The 5,725-nt window shown below is 66.8% G+C and carries 5 protein-coding genes and 2 pseudogenes; 5 read left to right on the plus strand and 2 right to left on the minus strand.

Annotated elements, in window-relative coordinates; genetic code table 11:
* The coding region (locus ACLL9L_RS05965) for a P-loop NTPase (protein ID WP_411283729.1) at positions 1–700 on the minus strand (700 nt) is incomplete at its 3' end.
* Positions 701–784: 84 nt separating this feature from the next.
* On the opposite strand from ACLL9L_RS05965, the gene ACLL9L_RS05970 reads away from it, so the two are divergent.
* The 5 genes and pseudogenes from ACLL9L_RS05970 (at position 785) to heR (ending at position 4,464) form a co-directional block, all read left to right on the plus strand.
* Positions 785–1,360, plus strand: a complete 576-nt coding sequence (locus ACLL9L_RS05970; protein ID WP_411283725.1) for a hypothetical protein — start codon at positions 785–787, stop codon at positions 1,358–1,360.
* A gap of 188 nt (positions 1,361–1,548) precedes the next feature.
* Positions 1,549–2,070 carry a hypothetical protein gene (locus tag ACLL9L_RS05975; RefSeq protein WP_411283726.1) on the plus strand — a complete coding sequence of 174 codons (522 nt, stop codon included), beginning with the start codon at positions 1,549–1,551 and terminating at the stop codon, positions 2,068–2,070.
* A 555-nt stretch (positions 2,071–2,625) separates the two neighbouring features.
* Positions 2,626–3,162: a nitroreductase family deazaflavin-dependent oxidoreductase gene (locus ACLL9L_RS05980; RefSeq protein WP_411283727.1), complete on the plus strand. Its 537-nt coding sequence runs from the start codon at positions 2,626–2,628 to the stop codon at positions 3,160–3,162.
* A 161-nt stretch (positions 3,163–3,323) separates the two neighbouring features.
* Positions 3,324–3,554 (plus strand): annotated as a pseudogene (locus ACLL9L_RS05985) (transposase); the annotation flags it as partial.
* A 127-nt stretch (positions 3,555–3,681) separates the two neighbouring features.
* Positions 3,682–4,464, plus strand: coding sequence for a heliorhodopsin HeR (heR, locus tag ACLL9L_RS05990; RefSeq protein WP_411283728.1), 783 nt, complete (start codon positions 3,682–3,684; stop codon positions 4,462–4,464).
* A 35-nt stretch (positions 4,465–4,499) separates the two neighbouring features.
* Here heR and ACLL9L_RS05995 read toward each other — a convergent pair.
* Positions 4,500–5,723 (minus strand): annotated as a pseudogene (locus tag ACLL9L_RS05995) (ISAzo13 family transposase); the annotation flags it as partial.
* Positions 5,724–5,725: the final 2 nt, after the last annotated feature.

Raw genomic sequence — 5,725 nt, forward strand, 5'->3', positions numbered from 1 at the left:
TGTCTCCGGTGCCCGGCGGCAGGTCGAGGAGCAGGATGTCGAGGTCGCCCCAGAACACGTCACCGAGGAACTGCTGCAGCGCCCGGTGGAGCATCGGTCCGCGCCAGACGACGGGCTGGTTGCCGGGCACAAACATCCCGATCGAAATGACCTTCACCTCGTGCGAGATGGGCGGCAGGATCATGTCGTCGACCTGCGTCGGGCGCTGCTCCACCCCGAGCATCCGCGGGACCGAGAAGCCGTAGACGTCAGCGTCGACGACGCCGACCCGCAGGCCCTGCTCGGCCAGTGACGCCGCGAGGTTGACGGTGACCGACGACTTGCCGACGCCACCCTTGCCGGAGGCCACGGCATACACGCGCGTGAGTGACCCGGGCTTGGCGAACGGGATCTCCCGCTCGGTCTGGCCACCCCGCAGCTGGATGCGCAGTGCCGTGCGCTGCTCGTCGCTCATCACGTCGAGGATGACGTCGACGGCGGTGACCCCGGCGACCTCGAGGAGGGCGGCGGTGGACTCCTTGGTCAGCGTGTCCTTCATCGGGCAGCCGGACACCGTGAGGAAGATCGACAGGGCCACCCGGCCGACCTCGTCCACCTCGACGCTCTTGACCATCCCCAGCTCGGTGATCGGCTTGCGGATCTCCGGGTCGTTGACGCGGGAGAGCGCGCTGAGGAGCGCGTCGTGGGTGGGCAGGACCATCGTGGGCATGACACCCATCGTATGTCGTGTCGGCGCGCCTCCCGTCCGTGGCCCGATCCCGGCCGCTGGTGCATAGTGAGCGTCGTGAAGACGGATCGGGGCCTGCCCCTGGTGACCGGGGCCGTGCTGGCCGTGTTCACGCTGGTCGGCTGCAGCGGCAGCGGCCGCAGCGATGACGGGTCGACGCCGTCAGCGGTGCGGACGAGCGTGCTGGCCTCGGCGCCGAGTGGGGTGGCCACGACCGCCGCAGCGGGCGCGCGCCTCGCCGTGGGAGGGGTCGGAGACCTCGGCGCCGTCACCCTTCGCGTCGAGCAGGTCGCGGTCAGGGACAGAGACCAGCAGACGGGTGGACCCGCCAGCCGCCGCGTCGGCGCCTTCGTGAACGCGTGCGTCAAGGCGAACGCCGGGGCCCCGGTGGCCTTCACGCTGGAGGCGTGGTCGGTGATGAACGAGCAGGACCAGAAGTCCTATCCCGCGGTGAGCGACTCCTGGGAGGTCGCTGCCTCCGGGGACGCCCCGATCCAGGGCCAACTGACCGATCCCGGGTCCTGCCTGACGAGCTGGATCATCTTCGACGTGCCCGCGACGGCCTCCGTCTCGTCGGTGACCTACGCCAACGCCCAGCGCGACCAGCTCGTCTGGACGACGACCGGTCCCTGAACCACGGCGCGTGGGCGGACCCGACGCGTAAAGAATGTGTCAAGTCGCTTCCCCGTGAGCGCTTCCAGTGCCACTCTGGGCCCTGCCACGCTGGCCGGGCTTGCCGTCGAGCCGCCGGGGACGCCCACCCTCGGGTGGGCGTGATCAGACCTCTCGTTTCCCTTGCAACCACTCACGGACGGAGCACGATGAAGACTCGGAAAATTGCGGCGGGCACGGTGGCGGCACTTGCCGGCAGCGGCGTCGCAGCGATCATGGCCGCAGCGCCGGCAGCCGCCATCTGCGATGCACCACGCACCACCTATTCGTTCACCTCCGTGTCGGGGGTGTGGAAGGCGACCAACCTCAGCAGCTCCTACATCACCGGCCCGGGGTCCGTGTCGTTGGCCAAGGGCCGGACGTGGGGTGTGAACGCGTCCATGACGGCAACGGTGTCCGCGGAAGCGGGGATCGTCTTCGCCAAGGCCAGCACGTCCCTCGGCATCACCGTGGGGGCGAGCTACAGTGGCACCCAGTCGTTCACTTACACCCTCGATGTCGCTTCGGGAAAGACCCAGCGGATGCAGCAGTACAAGTCCGCGCGGAAGTTCACCGTCACCAAGAAGACCCTCCAGTATCCCTGTTTCTACGTCACGACGTACTCGTCGTCGGTCACGGCACCGGTGGCCTCGAACGCCGACCAGTACTTCAAGTACGCGCTCGTCTACTGACCGTCGCTCGACTCGTCGACCGGCCCGGTGACCTCCTGTCGAGATGCGCGGAAGTCTGCTCGATCTGATGCGGCCGACCTTGCGGCAACTCGGCCGGGTCGACGACGCTACGCAGAGCAGGCCGTGGGGCGGGCAGGGCGGGCAGCAGCGCCGTGTACGCCCGACTACCGATCGTCGGGCTCGAGGATGTCGAGGCCGCAAGGGGATTCCTTATGGACGCTGTTGCCGGGTGTCGTCAGCTGGTGGGCTGTTCTTGATCCAGGCGCTCAAGTAGCCATGCGCGCAGCTGCAGCCAAGAGCGAGCGTCCCGGGGGCCGGCCTGCAGAGGGAATGAGGTCACTTGCGGAGTATCCCTGATCGCCAGCTACGCGGTCGCGATGACACCCGATTTCTGTTGCTGGTGAACCGATGCGACCGCTGGGCCAGCGACCTACGCGACCGGCTCCGCCCGGCAGGGCCCTGCGGGCGGTGGGGGTAGCGGGGGCCGATCGGTCCGATGCGTGAATCATGAGCATGGGCGACCTGATATCTTCGAAACGAGTAGAGGGGGGATCGATGGCACCGACCACACAGGACGATCCCAAGGACGAGCAACATCGCGGCGGCGAGGCAGCCGAGACGAACGAGTCGCACGCCTCGGGTCCTCGAAACCCCAGACCGGTGCGCGTCTATCACAAGAGCCGTGGACGCCGGATTGGTGATGCAGTCATCGGTCTGTTCATCCGGGCAGGGGTCGTGCCGAGCTCGTACATCCTGACGACCCGGGGTCGGAGGACCGGCCGGCTCCGCACCAACCCCGTGACGATTGTCCAAAGGGCCAATACCCGTTGGCTGGTCGCTCCCTATGGGCCCACCCCATGGGTACTCAACGCGAGAGCCACCGGACAGGTGAGCCTGCGCCGTGGGCGCGAACGAGCGGACTACACGATCCGCGAGGTCACCCCTCAGGAAGCCGGTCCCGTCCTCAAACAATATCTGGGCATCGCCAAACCCACCCGGCCGTACTTCCAGGCGTCCCTGGACTCTCCCGTCGAGGAGTTCATCGCCGAAGCCGGCAGGCACCCGGTATTTGAACTCACACCCACCTCGTAGCAGCCAAGCGATGCGCCCGCATGACGGCTGTCGTGGATACTGTCGGGGCGCCCGTCGGGGTCGGTGGCGTTTCGTGGGCGGGTTTCGCTGACGAGGATGCCCCACTCCTCGGGGTTCAACGTGTCCGCGCCGGCGGCGGCGGTGAAGAAAGGCGGCTCCTGCTCGGTCCGGACCGGTGCGCCCGAGTCACCCACGTCAGAGACGTCAGAGACGTCATCGACATCATCGTCGCCCAGACTTGCCCGGGCGCGATCCGGGTAACCGACCCGTTCCATGGTGTGAAGTGGGCCACCGAGGCACTGGATGAGGTCCGCCGCGAGGCGCGGAACGACGCCCGCGCGATGGCCCGGACCGAGCCTAAACGCGGGTGCGGACGTCCTCGAGCGGACGCGCCCTCGCGGCCGGGCAGCGAACGCGCGGTGGCGCCAAGGTACCTTGGCGCAGTAGGGCTGGCCGTAGGGCTCTGCAAGTGCCTTGCGCCGCCTATTCCTCACTGCGAGGCATCAAGGAGGAGGAGTCATGAACACGAACGACAGCACGCGTATGGCGACCGGAGTGACTCAGGAGCGCCTCGCCGGTCTGCGTAAGTGGAACCTCGGTCTCACGCTGCTGCACTTCGCCCAGGCCGTGGCAATCGTCCTACTCGCCGGCGACTTCGCCATCACGGTCACCTCGTCCATCCCCGAAGGGCCACCGGGGACCGCCGTACCTGCCCCCGCGTCGCTCTTCGACGTGCCGATCGGATGGGCCGTTGCCGTGTTCCTCGCCCTGGCAGCGCTCGACCATCTATTGACCGCGACTGTGTCTCGTAGCACCTACGAGCGTGACCTGAAGCAAGGCATCAACCGGTTCCGGTGGGTTGAGTACTCCGTGAGTGCCACGTTGATGGTCATCCTGATCAGCTTCTACTCGGGCATCACAAGCATCAACGCCGTCATCGCTGTCGCCGGTGCCAACGTCGGGATGATCCTCTTCGGCTGGATCCAGGAGCTGATGAACCCGCCAGGGCGCACCACGACCACGATGCTTCCGTTCTGGTTCGGGACCCTCGTCGGCCTCGGCCCGTGGATCTCGATCTGGTTCAACGTCTTTGGGTCCGCGACAGTCCCCGGCTTTGTCTACGGAATCGTTGTCACCCAGCTCATCCTCTTCTTCAGCTTCGGGCTCAACCAATGGCTCCAGTACCGTGGAATCGGCAAGTGGACCAACTACGCCTACGGCGAGAAGACCTACCTCGTACTCAGTCTCGTAGCGAAGTCCCTGCTCGCCTGGCAGATCTTCGGCGGGTCACTGGCAGCCTAAGGGCCCGGAAATGATCAACACGCTCAGTTGGACTTTGGACCCCCTGTGATGGTGTAGTTCCATTCGCCGTGGAACTCGTGGGGGGCGACGTGGTCGTGGATGAGGGTCTTCATGTCGCGGTCGGTGATCTTGATGCCGCGGGGGTAGGTGTTGGTGTCGCGTTCGGCGTGGACGCTCAGACCGCTGCGAGTGGTGGTCCCGGCGATGAGGTTGACGGCGACCTCGTGGCTGGTGAGGGGTTGTCCGGCCCAGTTCATGGTGATGTGGCTGAACAAGCGGTGCTCGATCTTGTTCCACTTCGAGGTGCCCGGTGGCATGTGGCAGACGGTGATCGCGAGGCCCGTTTCGGTTGCCAGGGCCGCCAGTTCCTGCTTCCACAGGCGTAGCCGGTAGCCATTGGAGCCCCCGGCGTCGGCGGTGATCAGCAACTGGGTCGCGTTGGGGTAGGCCGGTGCACCCACGCCCGTCCACCAGCGCCGGATCGTCTCCACTGCGAACTGGGCGGTGTCGCCGTCGTTGCCCACCGACACCCAGCCGTTGTCGGCACTCAGGTCGTAGATGCCGTACGGGACGGCCTTGCCCTGCTCCCCGGGGAAGTCGTGGTCCAGCACGCGGGTGGGCTGCCCGGCCGGGCGCCAGGACTGGCCTTGGTTCGCGTACTCACCCACGAGTTCCTTCTTCTTGGCGTCGACGCTGATGACGGGGTGCTGCCCGGCCAGGGCCGTACGGACCGCAGTGTTGATGTACTGGAACTGCCCGTCCCGGTCCGGGTGTGCGCTGCCTTCGATGGTCTTGGCGTTGCCCTGCAGGGAGTACCCCAACGGCCCGCTCAGTAGCCGCCCGACGCTGTGGTGGGAGATCTGTCGGCCCTGCTTGCACAGCTCGTCGGCCAACTTGCGGGTCGACTTGGTGGTCCAGCGCAGCCGGGTCATCGGATCCCCGCGCGTCTCGGGCTCCACCAGCGCATCCAAGGCTTTGAGCAGGTCAGGGTCCGTTTCAGTCAGCGTCTTGCGCCCGCCTCCGGCCCGCCGCGACCTGCCCGGTGTTGCATCGGTTCCGGCGTCCAACTGGTCAACCCCGGTCGTCACTGTCACCCGAGAAACCCCTGCAGCGCGCGCGACAAGGGAGATCCCGCCGTGGCCCAACCACCGGGCCTCAGCTCCCAGCACCAGACGACGCTGCCGCTCGTCCAGATGCGGCAGGATCGTGTCGAACTTCGCTGACAACACCCGCTCGTCGATCTCCATCAAAATCGCCATAC

It is taken from the genome of Lapillicoccus sp. (genome assembly GCF_046595215.1).
Lineage (GTDB): Bacteria > Actinomycetota > Actinomycetes > Actinomycetales > Dermatophilaceae > Lapillicoccus.